Consider the following 20,863-nt stretch of genomic DNA (forward strand, 5'->3'; position numbering starts at 1 on the left):
CAACGACGTCGAGTTTAATCATGAATAAGCTATTCACCCCTTACGATCTGTCCGGTATCGCATTGGCCAACCGTGTTGTCATGGCTCCGATGACTCGCACCCGAACCCTGGAAAACATCCCTAATGAATTCACCGCGCAGTATTACGCTCAGCGCGCAACCGCCGGCCTGATCATCACCGAAGGCCTGCCGATTTCCGAAGAAGCCCGCGGCTATCTGTACACTCCGGGCATTTACGCCAATGAACACTTGCCGGGCTGGCGTCAGGTCACCGATGCCGTGCATGCCAAGGGTGGGAAGATTTTCGCGCAGTTGTGGCACGTCGGCCGTATGTCCCATGTATCGGTACATCCGCAGAACGCGGTCCCGGTTTCTTCGGGTACGCAGCCAGCGGTCGACACCACGGTTTACGCATGGATCGAACCGGGCAAGTCCGGCCATGTGCAACCCAGCGTGCCACGTGCGTTGGAGACGAACGAAGTAAAACGCGTCACCGCCGACTTTGTGAAGTCTGCGCGCCTGGCGATGGAAGCAGGTTTTGACGGCATCGAAATCATGGCGGCCAACGGCTTCCTGTTCGACCAGTTCCTCAGCAGCGCCCTGAACACCCGCACTGACCAGTACGGTGGCTCAATCGCCAATCGCCAGCGTTTCCTGCTCGAAACCATTGACGCGATTGCTGATGAAATCGGCAGTTCGAACGTTGCCGTGCGCTTTTCGCCATTTGGCCGCCTTTATGACTTTGGTGTGTACGAAGGCGAAGAAGAGACCTGGATGAGCATGGCGGCAGCGCTCAACGAACGTGAGCTGGCGTACGTTCACCTGAACTATCAACCGACCATCCTCGCCGCCCAGACGCCGCCTGGTTTCGGTGCCGCGTTTCGTGAAGCCTACAAAGGTACGTTGATGGCGGCCGGCGGGTTTACCCAAGCGCTCGCTGAATCGGAACTGGCTAAGGGCGAGCTCGATTTGATCGCCTTCGGCACCGCCTATATCGCCAATCCCGATCTGGTGGAACGCATGCAGTACGGCTGGCCATTGGCTGAGGGTGATCGCACGACCTATTACGGGGTGAGCGACACGATTGCCAAAGGTTATACCGATTATCCGGCATACGCCGCGGGCGAATCCTGACATCCCATTTCGAACGTTAAGGAGCAGACCATGCCACTCGTTACCATCAAAGGCATTGAAGGCGTTTTTACCGACCAGCAGAAAGCCGAAGTTATCCAGAAAGTGACTGACACCATAGTGTCGGTGGAAGGTGAAAACATGCGCGCCCTTACCTGGGTCATCTTCGAAGAGGTCAAGAATGGGGATTGGGGTATCGCCGGAAAACCCATGACTGCGCAGGAGATATTGAAGCTGCAAGCAGATCAATAAGGTTTTCCTACTTCAAAAACGACTCCCTGATCGTTGGGCATCATCATGCTCAACGATCAGGGAGTTTTACGTTCTGAATGAACGCGTAGTTTGGGTTTTTCGGTTCTGGCTCAACCGCTGCAAGCGACGGCGACTTACTGCCAGATGTGCTGGAGGTCCACGGCGCGTTCAATGCTGAACAGACCATGCTCCATTCGCAAATTGGGTATTACGGCACGCGCCTGGCCTCTTGGAAGGAAGGCTGATCAGGGAGGCTGATTAAACGGCCTCTTCCAACTGTGCAAGAACCGCTTTTTTCAGCGCTGCGACTGAACGAGATCCGGGCATGACCCGGAGCAACCGCCCCTCGTGAAACACTGCCAAGGATGGCACTGCACGGATGCCATACATCTGCGAGATCGTCGGAGACACCGCCACATCGATCTTTCCAAAAGCCGCCAAGGCGTGGAGCTTTTCTTCCAAGGCATGAAAGACTGGCTTCATCTCCTGACAAGGCTTGCACCACGACGCGGAAAACAGCACGACGCTGCTGCCCTTGGCAACAAAACGGGCGAACTGTGGGGCACTCAACTCAACGATACGGCTCATTTTTGCCTCGTTTTCTACGCCACTGGAAAGCGGCACCACTCAGTGCCGCACACCTTCTGCCGATCAAATCTTGCAGCCATCTATACCGCAGACCTGGCCGATGAACGTGTCATCCTCGGTCTTTGACTTCGTTTGCAGCTTGTTCAGCGCTTCAAGAAACGCGGCCTCAGGCTGAGCGCCGGAGAATGAGAAGGCATTGTCGAATACAAACAAAGGAACACCCGAACCCAGTTGCGCAGCAATATGTTCGTCCTCCTCCATCTCTGCGCGCAATTCAGCGGATGACCATGCCAGTTGGATTGACTCATCCGATACACCTACTGCCTTGGCAATGGTCTTCAGGCTGCTGCGATCAAACAGTGACTTCCCATGGGTCGTACTCTGCTCATACAGCGTCTCCACCAGACGCTTCTTCGCTGCCGGATCTTCAACCGCCTTGACCAATACGTGAGCATCAGCGGTGTCGCCAAACAGCATGGTGTCAAAACGGTAATTCAGCTCATCGGCTTTGCCATATTTACTGACGGTGCTCATCATCGCGTCGGCGGAGTCCGGGTTTCCAAGCTTGCGCCTAAGAGCCGCAACCATAGGCTCTGGCGCGTGATTCGCCGCCAGACGATAGGCCCTGACATTTACCTGCACACTGTCTTTTTCAGGAAAACGCTCCAGCGCTTTTTCGAAGCGACGTTTGGCAATCCAGCACCAGGGGCAGACAAAATCAGACCAGATATCCACTACATATTTTTTTGAAGGGGTTTGCATAATTCATCCTGCACCAAAATTAATAGAGACCGCGTTGCCGGCGTTTCAAGCAAATAGTTGGAGTGACGACAGAAAGCCCCCCAATGGGGGACTTTCATAAGGTCGCGCTTGCTGATGTGGTCAGGCACGTACCGCCATGACACCGGCGTCCACATCCCAGATAGCGCCGGTCACCCAGGACGCCTTGTCGGAAAGCAGGAACAGGATGGTATTAGCCACATCTTCGGGAACACCGACTCGCCCGAGTGGGTGGAAAGCGTTAAGCGACTTCATTGCCTCCGGGATCGCTTCTTTGTCCATGAAACCCTCGTAGATTGAGGTATGGACGATTCCTGGCGAGACTGCATTGACCCGGATTCCGGAGTGGGCCAATTCAATGGCCAGGTTGCGGGTCAACGCATGCAGACCTGCTTTGGCCATGGAATAGGCCGATGCCGGTGAACCGGCCAATGCGGCCTGTGCACCGATGGAGCCGACGTTGACAATCGCCCCTTTGCGCTTCGCGGCAAGCATGTTCTTGACCACGGCTTGCGTAATGAAAAAAGTCGCACGGTTGAGCGACAGGTACATGTCGTACTCGGCTTCGTCGTGCTCAGTGAACGGCTTGGGAATAAAAATCCCGGCAGAGTTCACCATCAGGCTTATATCGCTGTGGTGGGTATTGATTTCCTGCCGAACGGAATTCATGCCCTCTTCAGTCATCAGGTTGGCGACGATCACGGACACAGAACCCAGCGGGCTCAATTCCTGGCGTGCAGCCTCGGCCTTATCCTGCTTGCTTCCGGTAAGCACCACGCTACCGCCCGCGTTGAGAACCATGCGGGCCGTTTCCAGGCCCATTCCGCTGGTGCCACCGACGACTAACAGTTTCTGACCTTTAAAGAAATCGCTCATTTCATCAGTCCTTCTGATCAAGATTTAAAACTTGGCACCAGGACGACTCATCGCCTGCTGGTGCGTGGATAGCCTGAACAACGCCCGGATCGGCGAAGTCAGCCCTCACGAACTTCGAGGGTGGGAACCATACGGATGGCTTTTGAGAAGTTTGCGTAGTTGACCGACGTCTTGAGCACAACTTTGTGCAGCTCTTCAACGCGCTCACGGGAAGCGTCGGTGTGCAGGCGAATAACCACACTTACCTCGTCATAGCCCGGGTTGACGCTCTCTTCAATCCCCAGAAAACCGCGCAAGTCGAGGGTGCCATCCGTCTCGATTTCCAAGCTATGAATCTTGATACCCATCATCGCGGCGTTGGCGGCATAACCGACCGACATGCAGGCATTGAGCGCTGCCATCAACAGTTCCTGGGGGTTAGGCGCGGTGTCCTGGCCCAGCAATTCATTTGGCTCATCGGCCACGATTTCGAAATCGCGTGAGTAGGTTTCACCCGCCAAGCTGTATCGGCTGACTTTCGCGACTGAGCGAGTCTGGTGCTCCCATTGGGTCTTGACGTTGAAACTTGCCTTGCGCTTGGTCACATCCTCAGTAACGCCTTGGGCAAACTGCTGGAGTGCGGCTACGTCGATACCATTCAGGTTGTTGCTCATCTATTCAATCCTCTTTGGATGGACCGGGCGCTTGGCCCGAAAGAGGCACAACCCTGCCAACTAGTAGGTTGTCATTCAAGAGATCTTTAAACCCATCAGCACTCGCCGAACAAATACACCCACGATCCGGCCTTTTTTGGATACGCGATGTCATTATTAAAATGTAGGGTTTGCCATCTTATTGGTTATAGCCTTTCCACCTCAGGCCATAGGCATTGGCAGATATCCGCAGCCCAACCGAGAGACGAGATGGGTTCTCCTCAGATCCAGTAGGCGGGAATAAAATTCAGGAGGTGAGAGATAAGCGACTGGAGCCACTTACTTGGCAGGAACAGCAGACCGAGCTGGCGATGGCAGAATCGGTCGTCTCATGAAGCAAAAAAAGCGGATCGGGCATTAGTGGCGCGGTTCGGCCACCCGAAGTCCATCTAAAATGAAATCGAATCCAGAAGAACGATCGTACTTGTCGTTCAGCGCCCAGGATACAAAGCTGCCACCTTCCAGCGTATTCAGGATGACTCTGGCGATCTTCACGCCGTCCAGCTCAGCTTTGATCTCCCCTGCCTCTTGGCCTAGAGCAATATTGGCCTGAAGCCAGTCGAGATGGATTTCGAAAAAGTCCCGCGTCATTTCCTTTAGGCTTTGCGGTAATGCCAGTAACTCCGCGGCCAAGGCACCACAGAGCGGTAACATGCCGTTCTCACTGCTTTGCGCAAACATCAGGGCGAAGGCATTTAGACGTTCAATAATGCCGGTATGTTCATCATTGATAACCTCCAGCTGCTTCTTGTACCGGAACAGGTAGCTCTCAACAATGGCAATTGCCAGGCCTTCCTTGGTCGGAAAATGGTGGTGAATACTCGCCTTCTTGATGCCGATGTCAGCCGCGAGATCGGCGTAACTGAAAGCTGCATAGCCCTTTGTACGCAACAATAGTTCAGCGGTGGTCAGAAGGTCGGAACGTGTACTCATGATGCCGGATCCAAATTTATCAATGCAGCATCATAAATTAGTACCTCTGCATAAGACAGCGCTCAGGTTGCTCACATCCGAACGTCCCAATGCAAGGTATTCAGCAACGCTAATCGAGTGGCGTGCGAGGCACATTCAGGATCATCACTGGCCACAGTCTGCAGTCGAGCACGTTGAGCTCTCGATCTCATCTACCGGCCATCCTCTCGGCGTCCGCCGCCAAGCGGAGCCGACGATACGCATCAACTAACTGCTCAAGATTGAACGCACGGTTTCTACCGCTCGGATTGGGCAAAACCCAAACACGCGTATTCCCGAAAGCCCTCCGCTGCGGCCCCCACTCCACTTCCTTTTGGCCCGTCAATGCGGCGTACGCTGCCTTCCCGAGAAACGCGACAAAGCGCGGCGCATACCGTGTGATCTTCTGCTCAAAATCCGCCGCCGCTGCAGTGAGTTCCTGCGCTGACAACTGATCCGCCCGCGCCGTCGGTCGCGGGACTACGGCCGTCAACCCATACCGATATTGCAGGATCGACCGATCGTATTCCGGACGTATTTCCTCAGGAGTGAATCCGGCCAGATGCAAGGTTCGCCAGAAGCGATTGCCCCGCCCCGCAAAGTGGTGCCCCTGGGCCGCAGCTGCCAGCCCCGGATTGATCCCGCAGAAAATCACTGAAAGGTCTTGGACCAGAATGTCTTCGAGTACTTCGCCAGTCATAAAGCCGCTCAACCGCACATCACCTTGATCGCATTGCGCACCAGCCCGGTCAATTCAGCCCGGGATTTGCCTGCCCTCGCCCGTATCGAAATGCTGTGCAACAAGGACGATGCAAGCACCGCCAGCGCCACCGGATCGACGTTGGATTTCAGTTCGCCGGTATCGATAGCCTTGCGCAGGCGCGCTTCGAGATCGGCATCGAGCCGGCTCAGCCGATCTGATAACACGTCACGAATCTCTGGGTCCTCGACCGCTTCGGTGGTCGCCGTGCCAATCGCGAAGCAACCACGGGGTTGACCGTCCCCCGAGAAGTAAATCGCCAATTGCCCATCGTAGAAACGCGTCAACGCCTGCTCCAGCGTCAGACTGGCGTCCGTCAGCGCCTCCTGCATCGCAGCCGAGGCTGTCTCCCAATACTGCTCGAGCGCCTTGATGTAGAGCGCATGTTTATCCCCGAATGCCGCATACAGGCTGGGGCGATTCATCCCGGCGGCGCTGGCGATGCTATCCAGAGAAGCACCGGAATAGCCGGTATTCCAGAACACGCCAAGCGCCTGCGCTAACGCGGTTTGCGGGTCGTAGGCACGCGGACGGCCGCGTCCCTTTCCTTCCGTAATTTTTTTTTGTGCCATGTCGTACAAAATCCTTGAAAGGGTTTGGGTCGAGAGATATTCTTACACCATCGCACAAAATTAAGGAACCAGAAATTCCTTGATTGGCAGGTTTGTTGTAGCGGAGCTCGAACTGGGTGTGGCGACGACGAAATAGCGGTGGCGGAGCGATCCTCCCCACGGCGCACGGCAGTGGTTTCTCACAGTAATTAACGACGTCGGGGCCGCAAGCGATTGTGCCAGGTCGGCCCGATTTCCCGGTTAAGGGCGTATTCGATCATGACTCAGCAGTTCGATCTCTCAGCGACACAAGCCTTGGAACATCCGGGGCCAAACCAGAACAGCGCGCCGAAAAAACCGCTCAAGGAAAAGTTGCGGCCATGGCTGATGGCGGGTGTGCCCGCCCTCTTCGCCGCCGTCGGCTACGCCCACTACGTGGCGAACGAGCCCATCGTTTCCACCGACAACGCCTACACCCGGGTGGCCAAGGCCTCGATCAATGCGCGGATTTCCGGGCAAGTGGTTGAGATCGCGGTCGAGGACAACCAGCCCGTGCGCAAGGGCCAGGTGCTGTTCCGCATCGACCCCAAGCCCCTGCAAATCGCCGTCGACCGTGCCGAAGCGCAACTGGGCAACGCGCGTCTGCGCATCGATGGATTAAAGGCCAGCTACCGCCAGCAGCAGGCAGAGTTGCAGTCGGCCAAAGAATCGGCGGACTTCGATCGAAAGGAATTCGCCCGTAAAAAAGCATTGGTCGCCACCGAGTTCGTATCACAAGCGATCTATGAGCGCGCGGAAACCGACCTCAAAGTGGCGCGCCAACGTATCGCCTCGGTCGAGCAACAGATCGCAAGCACTGTCGTTGCCCTCAACGGCAATCCGGACATCGCTATCGACAGCCATCCGACTGTGCGCGAAGCCAAAGCCCAGTTCGACGAGGCGCAGCTCTACCTCTCTTACGCCACAGTCACCGCGCCGGACGATGGCATTGTCGCCAAGGTCGACGATCTTCAGGTCGGCAACTACGTCAACGGCGGTGCGCCCGCGTTCGCCCTGATCTCCGACCGGGAGCTCTGGATCGAGGCCAACTTCCGCGAAACCCAAGTGACGCACATGCGCCCCGGCCAGGCAGCGACCATCGCCATCGACACCTATCCCGACCGCGTCTTCAAGGCCCATGTGATCAGCATGAGCCCCGGTGCGGGCTCCGACTTCGCGCTGCTGCCGCCAGAAAACGCCACCGGCAACTGGGTCAAGGTGGTGCAGCGAGTGCCGGTGCGGCTCGAGCTGGATGAGGTCGATCCGAGCCTGCCGCTGTTCTCCGGCACCAGCGCCACGGTCAAGGTCGACACCGGCCATCGCACGCCGTGGTGGCATCCGCTCAATTCGCTGTTGAGCGCAGGAGCCTTCTGATGAACGCCTATCCTGCGGATTCCTCTGCGACAGCGGATGCACGTTCGCTGCGGTTCGTAGTCCTCCTCGCGACCTACCTGCAGTCGGCCAACTTGCCGTTGCCGAACGCTGCACTGCGGTTGATCCAGGGCAGCCTGTCGATGACCGACGACCAGGCCGGATGGATTTTCACTGCCTACCTGGCCGCCACTGCGATCACTACGCCCGTCGCGCAGTGGCTCGCCGGACGCTTCGGCCTGAAGCTGGTTTATCAGACCGCACTCGCGTTGTTTGCCCTCGGCTTGTGGCTGGGCACTTTGGCGACCACACCACTGGAATTCATCGGTGCGCGCGTCCTTCAAGGCGCGGCCAGCGGTGTATTGGCGCCCTTGTCGATGGCGATAGCCCTGGAGACCTTGCCGCCTGCACGGCGTGCAAAATTCGGCGCGCAGTGGACGGCCCTGGTGCTGTTCGGCATCGTCAGTGCCCCGAGTATCGGAGGCTGGATCAGCGAGTACTTCGACTGGCGGCCGATGTTTTACCTCAGCCTGCCGCTGACGGCGTACATCTTCCTGGTGGTGACGTTGCTGCTTGCCGAGAAAAAATCCGACAAGCACCTGCCGTTCGATTTCTTCGGAGTCGGCACCTTCACCCTGGGCATGATTGCCCTGCAAATGCTCCTCGACCGAGGCGAACGCATGGACTGGTTCGACTCACCGGAGATCTGGATGGAGGCGCTGGCCTGCGCACTCGGGCTTTACCTGTTCGTTGTGCATCGGCTGACCGCAAAGACGCATTTCCTCAGCAAGGGGTTGTTCACCGACCGCAATTACGTGCTGTCGACGATCATCTTTTTTGCCCTCGGTTTCGTGCTGCTGTCGACCATGGCCCTGACCTCGCCGATGCTGGACGAAATCCTCGGCTACCCGCCAGACACTACCGGTTTTCTGACCGTCCCGCGCGGCGTGGGCCTGGTCGGCGCGTTCCTGTTGACGGGGCGATTGCTCGAGCGCTTCGACCCGCGGTTCTTCGTCGCGGCAGGTATCGCACTGGTGGTTTACGCCAATTGGCTGATGCTCGGCTATTCGTCGCTGATGGACTGGACCCCGGTAGCGGCAAACGGCGCTATTCAGGGCGCCGGCCTCGGCATGCTGATGCCGGCCCTGAGCAAAGTCGCGTTCAGCACCCTTGACCCGAAGCTGCGCCCGGAAGCCACCGGTTTCTTCAACCTGATGCGGGTCTACGGCAGCACCCTTGGTGTGGCCGTGGTGCAGATCTTTTTCTTCAACAACACACAATCGATGCATTCGGCGCTGCTCAGCCAGTTGACGCCCTATCGCCTGTCGACGACGACGTCGTTGCCGGCGCTTGAAGGGCTCAATCATCTGGTCACCCACCAGGCGGCGTTCATTGCGGTCATGGGTCAGTTCAAGATTTTGCTAGTGGCGATGCTCGTCGTGAGCCCGCTGGTGGTGTTCCTTCGCAAGCCCGTTCCGGCCAACTAGTTTTGTGGAGTCTGTCCAATGAAAACGTCCAAACGCATTTCCCATCGACATCCATTGCCAACAACAATCACTTTGCTGGCGGCGTTTGTATTGTTGTCCGCCTGCGCCGTTGGCCCGGATTTCGAACGGCCCGCGGCAAGCTTGTCGCAACACTATGACGCACAAGCCGAACAGCAACTCGGCAAGCCCGCAGCCCCCAATGCACAGCGCATCGACAGGGGCCGCAAGCTCAACGGTAACTGGTGGTCAGCCTTGCGCTCGCCCAAGCTCGACCAAGTGATACACCGGGCCATCGACGGCAACCTCGGATTGGTAGCGGCCGACGCCACCCTTCGTCAGGCGGCCGCCTTCGTTATCGCCTCGGAAGGTGCGTTGTATCCGCAAGTCGATTTCGGCGCAGCGGCTGGCCGTCAGCGGACGCACAATGGGCCCGAGGCGTCCGTTTCGAACTTCTATGCGATCGGTCCTCGGGTGACGTTCGATCTCGATGCGTTCGGCGGCAACAAGCGGCGGGTGGAACACCAGCAAGCGTTGAGCGATCTGCAAAAGCATCGCTACGAAGCGGCGTACCTGACGTTGACCGGCGATGTCGCCAGCCAGGCGTTGCTGCTGGCCTCGGCCAATGCCCAGATGCAAGCCGTGGACAAACTGCTGGCCAACGACGCGAAAAACCTCGACCTGGTGCGCGCCGCCCACCTCAACGGCACCACCACCCGGATCGACGTTTCCCTGGCCGAAACCCGCCTCGCCCAGGATCGCACGCTGTTGCCGCCCCTCGCCCAGCAGAGCGACGCCGCACGCCATGCGCTGGCGATACTGACGGGCAGTGGCCCGGCGGACTGGATCGCCCCCGATTTCACCCTGGACGAGTTCGCTTTGCCATCGAACATTCCCGTCAGTTTGCCGTCGGAGCTGGCCCACGCCCGGCCGGATGTACTGCAAGCCGAAGCGGAACTGCACATTGCCAGCGCCGCAGTGGGGGTCGCAACGGCCAATCTCTACCCTCATGTCGAACTGTCGGCCTCGCTCGCACAAGCGGCTTCAGGCAACGGCGGTGCCGCGCTCTGGGGGTTCGCCGCCGGGCTGACCGCGCCGATTTTCAACGGCGGAACACTCAAGGCGGAACGTCAGGCGGCTGTCGACGGCTATAACGCCTCCCTCGCCCGCTACCAACAGACGCTCATTCAGTCGTTCGGCCAGGTGGCGGACACGCTGCAAGCGATCAACCACGGCGCCGAACAGCACCTGGCGCAGGCCGATGCACTGCGCGCCGCCGAGACCAGTTTTCGCCTGAACCAGCAAGCCTACGCACAGGGCGAAAATAGCATTCTGCAAGTGCTGGAAGCAGAACGCGCCTACCAGCAAGCACTGATCGGCCAGGTCCAGGTGAGGACCGCGCTCTACCTCGACACAGTGCGGCTGTTCGTGGCGCTCGGCGGCAACTCAGTTGGCGTCCTGGAGCAAAAAGTCGCTTCACGCGAAGTCCCCAAACGCACTTATCAATAACGGCTTTGGCCACCCACTCGGCGGAAAAATCATGACTTACGAAGCGTTTCACGATGACCTGCGCGCGACACGACTCGCGCTGAACAACGGTTCGGGCGAGATGCCGGCCGTAGGCTTTGGCACGCTGTTTCGCGACCTGAGCACAACAACCGAAGCGGTTAAATGCGCACTGGAAGTCGGCTTCCGTCATTTCGATTGCGCCGAACGCTATCGCAATGAGGAGAAGATCGGCGTTGCCTTTGAGCAGGTGTTCGCCGCTGGAAACATCCGTCGGGAAGACGTGTTCATCACCACCAAACTGTGGAACACCAACCACCGTCCCGAGCGGGTCAAACCGGCCTTCGAGGCGAGCTGCCGCCGGTTGCAGGTCGACTACATCGATTGCTACCTGATCCATACGCCGTTCGCCTTTCAGCCAGGTGATGACCAAGATCCACGGGACACACTCGGGCACGTCATCTACGACGGCGGCGTGAGCCTGATTGAAACCTGGCGAGCGCTTGAGAACCTGGTAGATGAAGGCCATTGCAAGTCCATCGGCCTCTCGGACATTACCTTGCCAGCCCTGCAAGAAATTGTCGCGGCGGCGCGGATCAAGCCCGCAGTGGTGCAGATCGAGTCCCATCCCTACTTGCCGGAGTGGGAACTGCTGGAGTTCTGCAAACAGCAGGGCATCATCATCCTCGCCTTCGCCCCGCTCGGCCACGGCATGGAGCCGAGCGTACTGGGAGATCCGGTGATCACTGGCATCGCCAAACGTGTACGCAAGACCCCGGCACAAGTCGCGTTAGCCTGGGCGGTACAGCGCGGCTCCGCGTTTCTGACCACTTCGGCGACACCAAGCCATATTCAGGAAAACTTCGATATCGCCACCTTGCCTCACCGGGCCATGCATGAGATCAAGGAAGACATCACAACCCGAATTCGCTTCAATTCGGTGGTGGAAACCGGCGTCCCCGGTTTCATTCCACACAAGCAGTGACATACGTAAAAGGGGCAGCTCCTGGCGGAGTCGCCCCTTTTCCTGACCTGCAAACCACTGCTCAGGTCCTATAATTTTCGACTCATCCCCTGAGGCGGTAACGATGGATGTTTTCCAGACCATGCGGTGTTTCATTGCGGTCGCCCAGAGCGGCAGCTTCACAGCCGCCGCCGAATTACTCGACACCACCACGACCAACGTTTCCAAGGCCGTCTCCAGCCTCGAAGCCCGACTGCACACGCGCCTGATTAACCGGACCACCCGCCGCCTCGCCCTGACCGAAGCCGGCGTGCGCTACCTCCAACGCTGCGAAAAGATTCTGGATGAGGTACGTGAAGCCGACGAGGAAGCCGGCACGGCACAAACCCTGCCGGTCGGCAGACTGAAAATCCACTCCATGTCGGCCATCGGCAACCATTACGTGATCAACGCCATCGCCCGTTACCGGGAGATTCATCCCACAGTCATGTTCGACCTGACCCTGACCAATCGCCTGCCCGACTTGCTCGAAGAAGGCTACGACATGTCGATCGTGCTGGCCCGGGATCTGCCCGACTCTGGCTTCGTCGCACAGCGACTCGGGGTCACCTACAGCATTCTCTGCGCCTCGCCAGAGTACGTGGCGAAACGCGGGATGCCGGCAACACCCGGCGCACTGTGCGACCACGACTGCCTGAGAATCGTCAACACGGTAATGCCGGTGGAAAGCTGGACTTTCGAGGGGCCCGAAGGCATGGAAACGGTCGCTGTGCCGCTGTCACCCTTGCACATCAACACTGCCGACGGGATGACGATCGCGATAGAAAATGCAATGGGGATTGGCATTCAGCCGATTGCTTCAGCGGTTAAAGGCCTGAAAGCAGGAACATTGATGCGGGTACTGCCGGATTACCACCTGGAAGAGTTCAACCTGTTCGCAATCTACCCGTCGCGAAAATTCGTCGATGCGAAAATCAAGACCTGGCTGGAATTTCTTAAAACCGCCATTCCCCAGCTACTGACGTCAGATGAGGCTATCGCAGGTTCAAAAAAAACGCAGAACCTTTGAGTTGAAAGGTGCCGCCGATATGGAGTGTCGACCCTCCATCGTCCGCGCGGCACTCAACCGTTGGAACAACCGCTGCCCATCACTTGATACTGCAAGATATGCCGCTCGCCGTGAGAGTCTTCATACGTCATTTGCTTCGGCACCGGGCCGCACTGATCACCCGTGTCGGTGATGGAAATCACCCGTTTGATGTCAAGCGTGGTCGAGTAGCTGTAGATTTCGACTGGAGTCTTGCGGGCTTCGACTGCTGCAGAGTCGTCGTCCGCATAAGCATGTGCGCCGATACCACCAAGCACCAGAAGAAGCACTAATTTTGAAAGTTTCATGATGTTCACCGTCTCGTTGAAAGTTCACGTTGTGTTGCCGTGTTTTCACCTCGTGAGCCAGTGTTGTCGCACTGTTTTCTCATGGGCTGGAGACGATGCTAAGGGTTACCCCTCGCTGCAAAAATCGGTTGGTTGGACAAACACTTTGTCCGAGATTCGTATGAATGACCCTGTACCAGCGAGTTCCGCACCTCTATTAGAGCGCGCGGAGGAATCTGGAGGCCAGTAGCGCCTTCGAAGCTATTGCGCACCTGCCTCGGTCAGCCCCGTTTAAAGATTCAGCCCCACCTGCCGACAATCCGACATTCCCGAACGGATTCAGAGAGGTAACCGTGCGCTTTTTCACATCATTCATGTTTGTTTGCGGCGTCGTCAGTCTGGCAGGTTGCGTAACCAACGCGCGCAAGCCCGATAATGATTTAAAGGCTACCCTGGCCCAGCCCCTCGTGCAGGAAAGCATCATGCGCGAAGGCGACTTGCTGAGTTTCCAGTTGCTGCTGCCACAGTCTAATAACACCTTGCGTACCAGCGTGCAGATTGAGGCGGGATGTTCGTCACCGCAACTGCATTTGCTGTACTTGGACGGCGCAAGGCGCGTGTATTCGATGGGCTCTAGTCAGTACAGCCCGGCCCGCGCATTGTCCGCAGACTTGCAGACCACGCTGGCTGCCAACCCGACATTTGTCCAAGCATGCGCACAGACACCGAAAACCGACTGGCGTCTGGTGAAAACCAACGATAGCAATTGGGTGTTGCTCGATCGCAACAGCGTGAGCACGGACAATGGCGAAACCCGCTTCTGGGCGGCCTTCGATAATCCTGCGGTACTCAATGACCTGCCCTACAACGCACCGTATGCGCAGAAGCGCGAACGCTTTGCAGTGTCCTGCGCCACCGGCACCTTCAAGCTGTTGGCAGGTTATGACCTGGATGCGCGCAATCGGGTCAGCGACGGGCGAGTCGACGTCTCACCTACTCCCCAACCCATCGCTGGCAGCAATGCCGATTACCAGGCGCTGTTCGCGCTGGTGTGTGGCAACGGGCAACAGACTGCCCGGCTGGAATCGTTCAAGCCGCGCCTGAAAGCCTCAGCGAAGATCGCGCTGCAATCCGTGCAGCCCGAAGTGCTGACGGCGATTGGACAGCTCAACCTTGGGCAGCCAGTCCACTCATTGAAGTTCGTGCGCACAGGAGGCACAGCCACTTATAAAGGCAAAACCAGCCCGGCTGGCGAAGATCGATTCATCAGCAGCGATGTTCCGAGTGGCCAATTGAACATCACGGCACGCGGGGATGGTTATGAAAGCCAAGAGGTCAGCTGGCGTGGCTTGATCCCTCTGGTGTCCAAAGCAAGCTTCGGTGGAAGCGGTGGCATGGCCCAGAGCAGTGCGCTCAGCCGGTTGAACTTCAGCGGTGACTGGAAAACCCTGCCGATCGGCAAAACGGTCAGTTATACCTACAACAGTGCCACACTCAACAGCATTGTCGGAGCGTATGGTGACACCCCTAAAACCAATCGTTGCAAGGTCGAGCGGGAGCTGAAGGCAAGCGAACTCAACCTCGATCTTTCGGGCAACGCCAAGGCATTGGCCTGCACGGAAGAGTCTGATAAGTATCAACGGGTGGACCACGTCTACTACCTGGCTGACTACGGATACTTTTTTAAGGCTGGCACCGATAAAAACAGTTTCTTCTACAGTGACTATCGCATCGACACGGTGGAATAACAGGTGTTCGCGATTCCAGGTAATATCGCGAATATTGTTGCTACTGCTGGCCCGAATTAGTCGTCGCACAACTCAGAAGTTATGCGACAGTTTTTTCAAAGCCGCTATACCAGTATCAAAGCGCAAGGCCAATCGTAAAAAGTGAACTCACTCATCTTAAACACTGCGCCCCCCCTAAATTCATAAGTTCGTTAGTCATCAGCCATATGACCATGCGAGGGGTGTATTGCCGCTTACCTCACGTAAATTCCCGAGACGCCTCCCCATTAATATGTATGGTTTGAGTGAGGCAGTAGCCACGATTTCTGACTGCGCGAAAAAGATGCCTTCCTCCAGCGCGTTTCTTGAACTTTATTTGCAGTCTGCTCAGACTCATCTCCAGGCCGCGATAGAGACCAGGCTCTCTCCCAATACTACTAATTAGCTCTGCCCTACTGATTACGCGCTCCTCCTTGAGGAGCATGTTCTTTACAATGATGCTCTCAATATTTGTCAAGTGTATTTGATTGGCTCCATCGAACAGGATTCGATTATTTATATCGAGCTTCCAGCATTGAGGGTATTGAAGTGATATCTCTGTAACGTTTGTCATGGTTTTTGATTATAAAATTCATGGATGCAGAGCGACTGCACAGCAGGCTGTTGACTTATTTATAAGTTAGATATTAAGCGCTTACAGTGTAATTAGTTTGTTAAAACTCTTAATAACCCAGATTCAAAAGTTGATGAATAATTTTCAAAAATACCAAGTATACCAATAGATATCCAGCTCATAACTTGTAATAGTCTACCGCTGTTTTGGTAACAATGTGCCGCCCAGCCGACAGCGCATCCGTAGGGGAGGATTCCACCTCGTGGCATTGATGCAGACGGTTATATCCTCACCGTGTCCAACGTCGAGGTGCAGCCACAGTTGCAGGATTTGCTGGCGGACGTTTGCATGACGCTCGCTCGGTCGGAACCTCTGCTGGACGGGATTTATCTTTAAGGCAGCGTCGCTAGAGGCGACGCCGTGCTGCGCGTGTAAGGGTGATTCCCTTCATGGTGAAAAAGGAGCTGCCATACTATTCAGCATGACCAGTGCAACCTTCCGCTTCTACGAGGAGCTCAACGATTTCCTGCCGGCTGAACGGCGGCGGCAGTCCTTCACCTGCGAGTGCGCGCGCGGGGCGACGGTCAAGCATATGATCGAGGCGCTCGGGATACCGCACACCGAGGTCGAGCTGGTGCTGCTCAACGGCGAGTCGGTGGGCTTCGAGCGGGTGATCTTCGACGGTGACCGGCTGGCGGTGTATCCCAAGTTCGAAGCGCTGGACATCAGCCCGCTGCTCAAGGTTCGTGCGCAACCTTTACGGGTGCTGCGCTTCGTCGCTGATGCGCACCTTGGCGGGCTGGCCAACCTGCTGCGCATGAGTGGCTTCGACACCCTCTACGACAATGGCTTCGAGGATGGCGAGATCGCCGAGATCGCTGCGCAGCAAGGGCGCATCGTGCTAACCCGCGACCGCGAACTGCTCAAGCGGCGGATCATCAGCCACGGCTGTTACGTGCATGCCCTGAAACCGTCGCTGCAGTTGCGCGAATTGTACGAGCGCCTCGACCTGGCGCGTAGCGCGCGGCCATTCAGCCTGTGCCTTCATTGCAACCTGCCGCTGCACGAGATCAGCCCGGAACTGGCCCTGGCGCAGGTACCGCCACGCGTTGGCGCCCTCTATTCGCACTTCCTGCGCTGCGACAACTGCCAACGGGTTTACTGGGAGGGTTCGCACTGGCGCAGCATGTGTGCATTGCTGGCACCTCTGCTGGACCGATAGCCGAGCGCATCGGGCCGGCTGCATTGCCAGGGATAACAGGCTGTTGTATCAGGTAGATAACGGCCAAAAGCGGCCAATCAAATGTACCCAGGGAATCTGGTTCGATTCAGAGCCGCGAAGCGGCTACGGCTTGAATGAATTGTCAGGCCGCATCCTCGCGGCACGTGCCATCGGAATGAATAGCCCAATCAAATTTGTAAATTGCGGTGGTGCTCAAGCTACACAGATCAGTTCTCAGAAATGATTGAGTCGTCACCGGATTCAGCAGCCAGCTTCAATCGGTCAGCTTTACTAATGTATTTGGACTTGCTTGGCGGTGCCAATTTGGCACTAGCCTTTTTGGCGTGAGCCTTTAATAACTGCTTTATTTTTTTACGACGATTCATATTTTTCTACTCGGTTTGTAAGCTCTTGAATGATATCAGCTTAAAATATTGGGCCAGAATGGAACACCCCAAAGGTTGCATCCAGCCTTTGGGGTGCAATTCATCAAGCCATCAAGAGCGCCCTACGGAACCTGTGACCGGTAGATTCCCCAGCAATTTGAGCCCGGTACTCTTCACGAAAGCGTCATAGTCCATCGGTCTCTCGATACGGGTTTCAGCGTTGGGTAGTACGTAGGCCCAGGCACGCTTGGACGATGCGTCGTATACCAGTTTGAACAGGCGCGTCGGCACCCAGACCTTGTTTTCGCCGATGGTGGTGTGGCCTGAGTCAAAGAGCGGGCCGGTGAAGACAAAAACATTGCCATCGGCTCGCTTGGCAAACTTTCTGACATCGGACTCGACCTTACTCCAGATCTTCCGGTTATTGGTTGGGTCTTGCGGCACCATGTTCGACAGCGCAAAGGATTGGGCCATTGCATTGGGGTTCGGTGCATCGGCTGCCGGGGATTGATGACCGCGGTCCACGGCCGGATGTTGACTACGGTAGTCGCTCAACTCTGCCCGTCCACTCTTGGGGATGCGTGGGTCCGGGTAAAACTGGTTGGTGCGCTCCTCGCCTTTGGCATCCTGCAGCTGGGCGGCATTAAGGCGTTCGACTACTACCAGCGGCGTCTTGCTGGTTTGCGAGTACAGCACTGCAAAGTTGTCGGAACACAGGGCCAGGGGTTTCATTGTTGCAGGCACAGAGGCCATGTTTATTGGTTTCGCAGCCGGGAACAGATCTGCGCAGCCGTCAAACGATGCCTGTTTCTGTTTGTTTGAATAGAGGCCCAGAGCCGCGTTCTGGCTGACCGAGCCCGAGCGGGATACTTGTTCCTGATGCTGGGCGGGCGGTTTGAGGAGATCCAGCAGACTGCGGGCTTCTGCCCCGGTCGAGAGCAAAACAAGGGCCGACAGCCCAACTGCAATTTTGCGTAGGTGCATGCTTTAAATCTTCGAATAGGATTGAGGGGGTAAAACGTACGACGAGTCCCGATTCACGGAACCCGGTGGAGGCGGTTGCTGATTAAATTGCGGCAAGCATGCTTTCACTGTCCTTGATCAAAATACCGATGCGGATTCGGTCGGTTCCGAGCAGTACGACTGCTGAGGGTCGTTGCGGGATTTATTGACCATCACAAGTCACTTTAGTGCTGAACAGCGTTTACATTCGACTTACCAATGCTCGTCGAAGAAGCGATCGGTAGAGTACGGCCAGAAGCGGACACTATTGGCTCTGTTAAAGTACCTCTCCGAACACAACTCACGGACGGCTTCATGGAACGATTCCATCCTCGTGGCATTGATGCAGACGGTTATATCCTCACCGTGTCCAATGTCGAGGTGCAGCCACAGTTTCAGGATTTGCTGGCGAATGTTTGCATGATGCTCACTCGGTCGGAACCTCTACTGGACGGGATTTATCTTTATGGCAGCGTCGCTAGAGGCGACGCCGTGCTGGGGGTTTCCGACCTAGATCTAACCCTTGTCCTGCACAGCCCTCCTGCGTCGCAGGATCTGGAAATGCTGGAGTCGAAAAGGCACACGCTGGAAAGTCGGCATACCGAAATCATCAAGATCGATTTTGATATCGGTAGTCGTTCTGAAGTATTGGCGGCGGACAATCGATTGAGCTGGGGGTATTGGCTCAAGCATCACTGTCGTTGCTTATGGGGGAATGATCTGACCAAGCGCTTCGACCGGTTCAAGCCGTCGTGTGATATCGCCATTGCCGTAAATGGTGACTTCGAATCCGTACTGACCCGGTATGCCGATCTTATCGATCAGGCGGCGACACCGACGCAATCGCTACGCTTGCAACGCGAAGCCTCGCGCAAACTCATCCGGTCAACTCAAGTACTTCGCTCTGAACAGGACTTGATGTGGCCGCAAACACTGGAAGAACATGTCGAGCTGTTTGTTCAGCATTACCCGTGTATGAGAATGCAGATCTCTTTTTTCTTGTCCCAGGCAAGGAACCCGTACGCTAAGCCAAAAGAGTTTACGACTCAGCTGCATAGTTTTTTGACCTGGATGGCTTCAGAAACCGGTTGAATCCACAGTCGATAGCAGCCATTCCCCAAACCCCACCCTCCCATCTAAAGTAGCGCGATCAAAAACCGGGGAAAGATGAACATGGATGGGTTTTACCAAGGTAGCTGCCTATGCGGCGCGGTGAAGTATCAGGTATCAACGAAGCTGAAAGCCGTCACCCATTGCCATTGCAGCCAATGCCGAAAGGGGCATGGTGCAGCCTTCGCGACGTATGCCAGCGCTCCCAGGTCAGCGGTTTCGATCATGACTAGCGCAGAGACGCTCAAGGGTTATCAGTCGTCCGAAGGCGTAACACGACAGTTCTGCTCCAACTGTGGCTCCTCGCTGTTCTGGTCTGATTCGAAAGGACCGTTCCCGGATTGGATTTCGGTCGCGATAGGTACGCTGGATACGCCATTACTGGCTAAAAAGCAGAAACATGCCTGTGTATCCTCGAAAGCGTCCTGGTACGAAATACAAGATCCGCGATAAACCCGGCCGAGGACAGCAAGCCCGGGGTGTAGACATCGCGCTCAACGGCAAAAACCCCATGGGCAAACCCGATCATAGCGCTCTATGATTGAACCCCATGACGACCTCTCTTCCGATCCGCCAACCCTGCCCGCCCGGAGCCTGCATCTGCGAGCGTGAGCCTTTGCTGGAAACCCCCGGCGCGGATTTGCGCATCCTGAGCCTGACCCGGTCGGAGGAAAAGCGTCTGGTCGAGCGCCTGGAAAACCTTCAGAGCCTCGGCGACCTGGAGCGTCTGCAACGGCGGATGTATGAGCAGTTGGGTCTGCGCGTGGAGATCGTTCCGGGCTTCAATGAAGTGCGCACCATGCGCGGCATCAACATCACCCTCGGCGAATTGCCGGGTCTGTGCCGCAAAACCCGTCAGTCGATTCCGGCGGCGATTCGTCGAGGGCTGGAGAAGCGCCCGGAGATTGCCTACGAGCTGCTCAATGCCAACGACTTGTTGCGCGATGCCTGATGGTTTGCACTGTTATCCCGATATGTTCATTTCAACTGCCTGAAAAAGGATCAGCGGTCACACGCAAAACGCGGGCCGCTGCTATGCCTTTTCATGGGAGAAAGGGTTTCAGGCCAGCCAGGATGGAGCTGGAAACACAAACGTGACCGTGGCCCCGGCGCCAGCCAGGTGCGCGAAGATAAAGGTGCCAATCCGTAGCAGGAGATGGCAAATGTTATTCATCGTCCGTTGGTCCATCAGTCCGCAACATCGTAACAGCGCAATCGAACGTTTTCTCAAGACCGGTGGCGCGCCACCCGCAGGCGTCAACATGCTGGGGCGCTGGCATGCCGTCGGTGGCTCGAGTGGTTTTGGCATTGCAGAAGCCGATGATCCGGTGTTGATTCAGAAGTGGGTGCTGGAATGGAGTGACCTCATGAGCATGGAAGTCCACGCCGCATTGACCGATGAACAAGCGGCGCCGCTGCTGGCTGCCGCGCTCGGCAAGCGATAGTCGTCAAGGCGGCGAGCGCCCTCGCCGCCTTCCTTCTGAT

23 protein-coding genes and 1 pseudogene are annotated in these 20,863 nt (G+C 56.7%); 14 read left to right on the forward strand and 10 right to left on the reverse strand.

The features are described 5' to 3' along the window. Positions 1 to 20 precede the first annotated feature (20 nt). Both BK662_RS22455 and BK662_RS22460 read left to right on the forward strand, forming a co-directional pair. A complete protein-coding gene (locus BK662_RS22455; protein WP_123359894.1) occupies positions 21 to 1,133 on the forward strand; it encodes an alkene reductase in 1,113 nt (370 codons plus the stop codon). A 30-nt stretch (positions 1,134 to 1,163) separates the two neighbouring features. Next, positions 1,164 to 1,382: a tautomerase family protein gene (locus BK662_RS22460; RefSeq protein WP_123359895.1), complete on the forward strand. Its 219-nt coding sequence runs from the start codon at positions 1,164 to 1,166 to the stop codon at positions 1,380 to 1,382. A 258-nt stretch (positions 1,383 to 1,640) separates the two neighbouring features. Here BK662_RS22460 and BK662_RS22465 read toward each other — a convergent pair whose 3' ends face one another. The 7 genes from BK662_RS22465 to BK662_RS22495 all read right to left on the reverse strand — a co-directional run bounded on the left by BK662_RS22465 (position 1,641) and on the right by BK662_RS22495 (position 6,601). Continuing rightward, positions 1,641 to 1,970 (reverse strand): thioredoxin family protein, encoded by a 330-nt coding sequence (locus BK662_RS22465; protein ID WP_123359896.1) that lies wholly within the window; start codon positions 1,968 to 1,970, stop codon positions 1,641 to 1,643. Positions 1,971 to 2,033: 63 nt separating this feature from the next. After that, entirely contained in the window at positions 2,034 to 2,732 is a 699-nt protein-coding gene (locus BK662_RS22470) for a DsbA family oxidoreductase (protein ID WP_123359897.1), read from the reverse strand. 120 nt (positions 2,733 to 2,852) lie between these two features. Further along, a complete protein-coding gene (locus BK662_RS22475) occupies positions 2,853 to 3,626 on the reverse strand; it encodes an SDR family NAD(P)-dependent oxidoreductase (protein WP_123359898.1) in 774 nt (257 codons plus the stop codon). Positions 3,627 to 3,724: 98 nt separating this feature from the next. Further along, on the reverse strand, positions 3,725 to 4,279 hold the full coding sequence (locus BK662_RS22480) for an OsmC family protein (protein ID WP_123359899.1): 555 nt from the start codon (positions 4,277 to 4,279) through the stop codon (positions 3,725 to 3,727). Between the two features lie 396 nt (positions 4,280 to 4,675). After that, positions 4,676 to 5,251: a TetR/AcrR family transcriptional regulator gene (locus tag BK662_RS22485; protein ID WP_123359900.1), complete on the reverse strand. Its 576-nt coding sequence runs from the start codon at positions 5,249 to 5,251 to the stop codon at positions 4,676 to 4,678. 187 nt (positions 5,252 to 5,438) lie between these two features. Further along, entirely contained in the window at positions 5,439 to 5,969 is a 531-nt protein-coding gene (mug, locus tag BK662_RS22490; RefSeq protein WP_123359901.1) for a G/U mismatch-specific DNA glycosylase, read from the reverse strand. 8 nt (positions 5,970 to 5,977) lie between these two features. Further along, positions 5,978 to 6,601 carry a TetR/AcrR family transcriptional regulator gene (locus tag BK662_RS22495; protein WP_123359902.1) on the reverse strand — a complete coding sequence of 208 codons (624 nt, stop codon included), beginning with the start codon at positions 6,599 to 6,601 and terminating at the stop codon, positions 5,978 to 5,980. 258 nt (positions 6,602 to 6,859) lie between these two features. Between BK662_RS22495 and BK662_RS22500 the strand changes: the two genes are divergently transcribed. The 5 genes from BK662_RS22500 (at position 6,860) to BK662_RS22520 (ending at position 13,013) form a co-directional block, all read left to right on the forward strand. Beyond that, positions 6,860 to 7,993: an HlyD family secretion protein gene (locus BK662_RS22500; protein ID WP_123359903.1), complete on the forward strand. Its 1,134-nt coding sequence runs from the start codon at positions 6,860 to 6,862 to the stop codon at positions 7,991 to 7,993. After that, positions 7,993 to 9,477 (forward strand): DHA2 family efflux MFS transporter permease subunit, encoded by a 1,485-nt coding sequence (locus tag BK662_RS22505; protein WP_123359904.1) that lies wholly within the window; start codon positions 7,993 to 7,995, stop codon positions 9,475 to 9,477. The genes BK662_RS22500 and BK662_RS22505 overlap by 1 nt, the downstream gene beginning before the upstream one ends. Positions 9,478 to 9,495: 18 nt before the next feature. Next, entirely contained in the window at positions 9,496 to 10,983 is a 1,488-nt protein-coding gene (locus tag BK662_RS22510; protein WP_123359905.1) for an efflux transporter outer membrane subunit, read from the forward strand. A 31-nt stretch (positions 10,984 to 11,014) separates the two neighbouring features. Continuing rightward, positions 11,015 to 11,965: an aldo/keto reductase gene (locus BK662_RS22515; RefSeq protein WP_123359906.1), complete on the forward strand. Its 951-nt coding sequence runs from the start codon at positions 11,015 to 11,017 to the stop codon at positions 11,963 to 11,965. Positions 11,966 to 12,068: 103 nt separating this feature from the next. Beyond that, positions 12,069 to 13,013, forward strand: coding sequence for a LysR family transcriptional regulator (locus tag BK662_RS22520; RefSeq protein WP_123359907.1), 945 nt, complete (start codon positions 12,069 to 12,071; stop codon positions 13,011 to 13,013). 53 nt (positions 13,014 to 13,066) lie between these two features. On the opposite strand, the gene BK662_RS22525 is transcribed toward BK662_RS22520, so the two are convergent. After that, positions 13,067 to 13,339: a DUF2790 domain-containing protein gene (locus tag BK662_RS22525; RefSeq protein ID WP_123359908.1), complete on the reverse strand. Its 273-nt coding sequence runs from the start codon at positions 13,337 to 13,339 to the stop codon at positions 13,067 to 13,069. Between the two features lie 461 nt (positions 13,340 to 13,800). Between BK662_RS22525 and BK662_RS22530 the strand changes: the two genes are divergently transcribed. The 3 genes and pseudogenes from BK662_RS22530 (at position 13,801) to BK662_RS22545 (ending at position 16,880) form a co-directional block, all read left to right on the forward strand. Further along, entirely contained in the window at positions 13,801 to 15,066 is a 1,266-nt protein-coding gene (locus tag BK662_RS22530; protein ID WP_259695952.1) for a hypothetical protein, read from the forward strand. A gap of 844 nt (positions 15,067 to 15,910) precedes the next feature. Beyond that, positions 15,911 to 16,051 (forward strand): annotated as a pseudogene (locus BK662_RS35460) (nucleotidyltransferase domain-containing protein); the annotation flags it as partial. A gap of 88 nt (positions 16,052 to 16,139) precedes the next feature. Beyond that, positions 16,140 to 16,880 carry a Mut7-C RNAse domain-containing protein gene (locus BK662_RS22545; RefSeq protein ID WP_123359911.1) on the forward strand — a complete coding sequence of 247 codons (741 nt, stop codon included), beginning with the start codon at positions 16,140 to 16,142 and terminating at the stop codon, positions 16,878 to 16,880. Positions 16,881 to 17,107: 227 nt separating this feature from the next. Here BK662_RS22545 and BK662_RS22550 read toward each other — a convergent pair whose 3' ends face one another. Then, on the reverse strand, positions 17,108 to 17,266 hold the full coding sequence (locus BK662_RS22550) for a DUF2986 domain-containing protein (RefSeq protein WP_123359912.1): 159 nt from the start codon (positions 17,264 to 17,266) through the stop codon (positions 17,108 to 17,110). A gap of 111 nt (positions 17,267 to 17,377) precedes the next feature. Next, the gene (locus BK662_RS22555) at positions 17,378 to 18,250 is read right to left on the reverse strand and encodes a DNA/RNA non-specific endonuclease (protein ID WP_123359913.1); all 873 of its coding nucleotides are present in this window, start codon (positions 18,248 to 18,250) and stop codon (positions 17,378 to 17,380) included. A gap of 333 nt (positions 18,251 to 18,583) precedes the next feature. On the opposite strand from BK662_RS22555, the gene BK662_RS22560 reads away from it, so the two are divergent. The 4 genes from BK662_RS22560 (at position 18,584) to BK662_RS22575 (ending at position 20,823) form a co-directional block, all read left to right on the forward strand. Continuing rightward, positions 18,584 to 19,360 (forward strand): nucleotidyltransferase domain-containing protein, encoded by a 777-nt coding sequence (locus BK662_RS22560; protein WP_123359914.1) that lies wholly within the window; start codon positions 18,584 to 18,586, stop codon positions 19,358 to 19,360. 81 nt (positions 19,361 to 19,441) lie between these two features. Continuing rightward, positions 19,442 to 19,831: a GFA family protein gene (locus tag BK662_RS22565; RefSeq protein ID WP_123359915.1), complete on the forward strand. Its 390-nt coding sequence runs from the start codon at positions 19,442 to 19,444 to the stop codon at positions 19,829 to 19,831. Between the two features lie 97 nt (positions 19,832 to 19,928). Further along, positions 19,929 to 20,330, forward strand: a complete 402-nt coding sequence (locus tag BK662_RS22570; RefSeq protein ID WP_008073195.1) for a hypothetical protein — start codon at positions 19,929 to 19,931, stop codon at positions 20,328 to 20,330. 211 nt (positions 20,331 to 20,541) lie between these two features. Next, positions 20,542 to 20,823, forward strand: a complete 282-nt coding sequence (locus BK662_RS22575) for a DUF3303 domain-containing protein (protein WP_123359916.1) — start codon at positions 20,542 to 20,544, stop codon at positions 20,821 to 20,823. The last annotated feature ends 40 nt before the right edge of the window (positions 20,824 to 20,863 follow it).

The organism is Pseudomonas frederiksbergensis, assembly GCF_003732275.1.
GTDB classification, from domain to species: domain Bacteria; phylum Pseudomonadota; class Gammaproteobacteria; order Pseudomonadales; family Pseudomonadaceae; genus Aquipseudomonas; species Aquipseudomonas frederiksbergensis_H.